The following is a 4,327-nucleotide window of genomic DNA, read 5'->3' on the forward strand; positions in this document are numbered from 1 at the left end:
GTGCCGTTCCACCAGGTGCCGGGCCAGCAGCGCGCCGAGCCCGCCGGTGCCGCCGGTGATCAGCACGGTGCCGGCCGGGTCCAGGCCGCCCGGCGCGGCTCCGGGGACGGGCGCCGGGACGCGGGTCAGCCGGGGGACGCGCGCCACGCCCTCACGGACGGCGGTCTCCGGTTCCGCCGCGGCGAGCACCGCGGGCAGCGCGTACCGGGACGGGTCCGTGCCGTCCAGGTCGAGGAGGGCGAACCGCCCGGGGTGCTCGGCCCGCGCCGCCCGCACGAGTCCCCAGACGGCGGCGTGCGCCGGGTCCGGGTGCGGTGCGACGGCGTCGCGGGTCGTCACGACCAGGCGCGCGGCGGCGAACCGCTCGTCGGCGAGCCAGGCGCGCAGCACCTCGAGGGCCTGCACCGTGGCCGCTCGCGCGGCGTCCCGGACGTCCGGCAGCGGCCCGGGCGGCGCCCACACGACGGCGTCCGGGACGGGCGCGCCCGCGTCCAGCGCCGCTCCGAGGTCCGCCAGGTCCTTGTGGCGGGCCGCGCCGGGGAGGCCGGGCGCGTCGCCCAGGACGGCGTGGACGGCCGGGGCCGCCGCGCCCGGGACGGTGAGCGGCTCCCAGTCGACGGCGTACAGCGGGCCGCCGCCGGTCCCGTGCGGTTCGTCCGCCGGCAGTTCCCGCGAGGTGAGGTAGCCGGACAGCACCGGCGTCCCGTCCGGTGCGGCGGCGTCCACGAACATCCTGTCGGGTGTGTCCGGGACGAGGCGCACCCGCAGTTCCGTCGCGCCGTGCGCGTGCAGGGTGACGCCGGACCACAGGAACGGGAGCCGGAGGGGGGCGCCGGACGGTGCGGTGGCGAGGACGGCGTGCAGGGCGGCGTCCGCGAGGGCGGGATGGAGCAGGAACGTCCCCGCGGGCCCGTGCGCCGCGTCCGGCAGCGCGACCTCCGCGCAGAGCTCCGCGCCGCGCCGCCAGGCGGCGGTCAGGCCGCGGAAGGCGGCGCCGTAGCGGAGGCCGCGTTCGGCGAGCCGCTCGTAGACGCCGTCCAGGTCCACCGGCTCGGCGCCCGGCGGCGGCCAGGCGCGCCGGTCCGCCGGGGCGGCGTGGGACGGGTCGGCGTGGGACGGGTCGGGCGCGAGCGGGGCGGCGGTGAGCGTGCCGGTGGCGTGCTCGGTCCAGTCGGCGTCATCGCCCGGACGGGCGTGAACGGAGACCGGACGCTCGCCGTCCTCACCCGGCGGGCCGACGCGGACCTGGAGGTCGACCGGGTCGGTGGCGGGCAGCCGGAGCGGGGCCCGCAGCGTGAGCTCCCGGACGCCCGGGGCGCCCGCCTCGGCGCCCGCCCGGGCGGCGAGCTCGAGCAGGCCGGTGCCGGGCAGCAGCACGTCGCCGCGGACGCCGTGGTCGGCCAGCCAGGGCTGTGCGGCGAGCGATGCCCGACCGGTGAGCAGAACGCCGTCGTCACCGGCGAGGGTCACCGCGGAGGCGAGCAGGGGATGCCCGAAGTCGCCCGTGCCCGCCGGGGACGCCGGGGCGCTCAGCCAGAAGCGGCGCCGCTGGAACGCGTACGTGGGCAGGTCGACGCGCCGGGCCCCGGCGAAGAACGCGGGCCAGTCCACCGCGACGCCCCGGACGTGCAGCGCGCCGAGCGTCTCGACGAGCGCGCGGGTGCCCGGACGGTCACGCCGCTGGGTCGGCAGGAACGCGGCGTCCGGCAGGCATTCGGCGCCCTGCGCGGTCAGGACGGCGTCCGGGCCGACCTCGGCGAACGTGGTGACGCCCGCGCCGGACATCGCCCGGAGGGCGTCGTGGAACCGCACGGTGGCGCGGACGTGGTCGACCCAGTGGCGGGCGGTCGCGAACGCGTCGCCGTCCGGCCGTCCGGTGACGGTCGACACGATCGGGATCCGCGGCGCGCCGAAGGTCAGGCCGTCCAGCACGCGGGCGAACTCGTCGAGCATCGGTTCCATCAGCGGCGAGTGGAACGCGCGGCCGGTGCGCAGCCGGCGCGTGCGGCGGCCGGCCGCCGCGAGCCGGTCGGCGAGCTCGGTGACGGCCCGTTCCGGGCCCGACAGCACGACCGCCTCGCGGCCGTTGACCGCCGCGATGCCGACGTCGCCGGTGAGCAGCGGCGCCACCTCGGCCTCGGCGGCGCGGACCGCGACCATCGCGCCGCCGTCCGGCAGCGCCTCCATGAGGCGGCCGCGGGCGGCGACGAGCGTGCAGGCGTCGGCGAGCGTGAGGACGCCGGCGGCGTGCGCGGCGGCGATCTCGCCGACCGAGTGCCCGGCGAGCAGGCCGGGCCGGACGCCCCAGGACTCCAGCAGCCGGTACAGGGCGACCTCGACGGCGAACAGCGCGGGCTGCGCGAACACGGTCCGGTCGAGCTCGCCGGAGTCGGGCGCCGGGGAGCCGGGTTCGGCCTCGGGTCCGGCCTCGGGTCCGGCGGCGAACACGACGTCGGCGAGGGGGCGCGGCAGCAGGGGGTCGAGCTCGGCGCACACGGCGTCGAACGCCTCCGCGTAGGCGGGGTACGTCCGGTAGAGGGCGCGTCCCATGCCCGGGCGCTGTGCGCCCTGCCCGGTGAACAGGAATCCCGGACGGCCCGTGCCGGGGGCCCCGACGGCGTGGGCGCCGTCGCGCAGCGCGGTGAGGCCGCGCACCAGTTCGTCGCGGTCGGCGCCGACCACGGCGGCGCGGCGGTCGAGCGCGGCGCGGCCGGTCGCCAGGGACAGCCCGACGTCCGCGGGGGCGAGGTCGGCGCGGTCCCGCACGTGGGCGAGCAGGCGGGCGGCCTGGGCGCGGACGGCGGTCTCGGTGCGGCCGGACAGCACCCAGGGGATCTCGCCGGGCGGCGCCTCGCGCGGACGCTCGTCCGCCGCCGGTTCCGGCGCGGCCTCTTCGAGGATCGCGTGCGCGTTGGTGCCGCTGATCCCGAACGAGGACACGGCCGCGCGGCGCGGGCGCCCCGCCTCCGGCCACGGCCGGTTCTCGGTGACGAGCTCGACGCCGCCGTCCGTCCAGTCCACCTCGTCCGACGGTTCGTCGGCGTGCAGGGTCCGCGGGACGACCCCGTGCCGCAGCGCCATCACCATCTTGATCACTCCGGCGGCGCCGGCGGCGGCCTGGGCGTGCCCGATGTTCGACTTGACCGTGCCCAGCAGCAGCGGGCGGCCGGCGGGCCGGTCCCGGCCGTAGGACGCCTGCAGCGCCCGCGCCTCGATCGGGTCGCCGAGCCGGGTGCCGGTGCCGTGCGCCTCCACGACGTCGACGTCGGCGGGGGTCAGGCCGCCGTCCGCCAGGGCCGTTCCGATGAGCTGCTCCTGGGCGGGGCCGCTGGGGGCGGTGAGGCCGTTGCTCGCACCGTCCTGGTTCACGGCCGAGCCGCGCAGCACGGCGAGGACGGGGTGCCCCCTGCGGCGCGCGTCCGGCAGGCGTTCGAGCAGCAGCAGCGCCGCGCCCTCGGCCAGGCCGGTGCCGTCCGCGGCGGCGCCGAACGCCTTGCAGCGGCCGTCGGGCGCCAGGGCGCGCTGGCCGCTGAAGCCGATGAGGATCTCCGGGGTCGACATCACCGTCACGCCGCCCGCGAGGGCGAGCCCGCACTGGCCGTCCCGCAGCGCCCGCGCGGCCAGGTGCAGCGCCACCAGCGACGACGAGCAGGCCGTGTCGACGGTGACCGCGGGGCCCCGCCAGCCGAAGGTGTAGGCGAGCCGCCCGGAGGCGACGCTGCCCATGCCGCCGTTGCCGAGGTAGGGCTCCAGCTCCGGCGGGGCGGACGTGACGCGGGTGGCGTAGTCGGAGAACATCACCCCGGCGAACACGCCGGTGTCGCCGCCCCGCAGCGTGCCGGGGTCGATCCCGGCGGATTCCAGCGCCTCCCACGCCGTCTCCAGGAGAAGCCGCTGCTGCGGGTCCATGGCGAGCGCCTCGTGCGGGCCGATGCCGAAGAACTCCGCGTCGAACTCGGCGGCGTCGTGCAGGAACCCACCGTGGCGCGTGTTGGTGCGCCGCGACGCCGCGGGGTCCGGGTCGTAGAGCCCGGCAAGGTCCCAGCCCCGGTCCGCGGGGAAGGCCGAGACGGCGTCGCCGCCGTCGGCGACCAGCCGCCACAGGTCGTCGGGGCCGCGCACGCCGCCCGGGAAGCGGCAGCCCATCCCGACGATCGCGATCGGCTCGTCGTGCGCGCCGCCGCCGGGTGCCGCGCCGCCCCCGGCCGGTGCCGGCGCGGCGGCTCCGGCCAGCCGGTCGCGCAGGTGGTCGGTGAGCGCCCGCGCGGTCGGATGGTCGAACACCAGGGTCGCCGGAAGCCGCAGCCCGGTCGCCTCGCCCAGGCGG

At 79.0% G+C, this 4,327-nt stretch carries 1 protein-coding gene; it reads right to left on the bottom strand.

Going from position 1 to position 4,327, the window contains the following annotated elements; all coding sequences use genetic code 11:
* On the bottom strand, positions 1-4,323 hold a 4,323-nt coding region (locus tag ACFQ11_RS37190; RefSeq protein WP_449193668.1), incomplete at its 3' end, for a type I polyketide synthase.
* Positions 4,324-4,327: the final 4 nt, after the last annotated feature.

The organism is Actinomadura sediminis (genome assembly GCF_042675525.1).
Classification (GTDB): Bacteria; Actinomycetota; Actinomycetes; order Streptosporangiales; family Streptosporangiaceae; genus Spirillospora; species Spirillospora sediminis.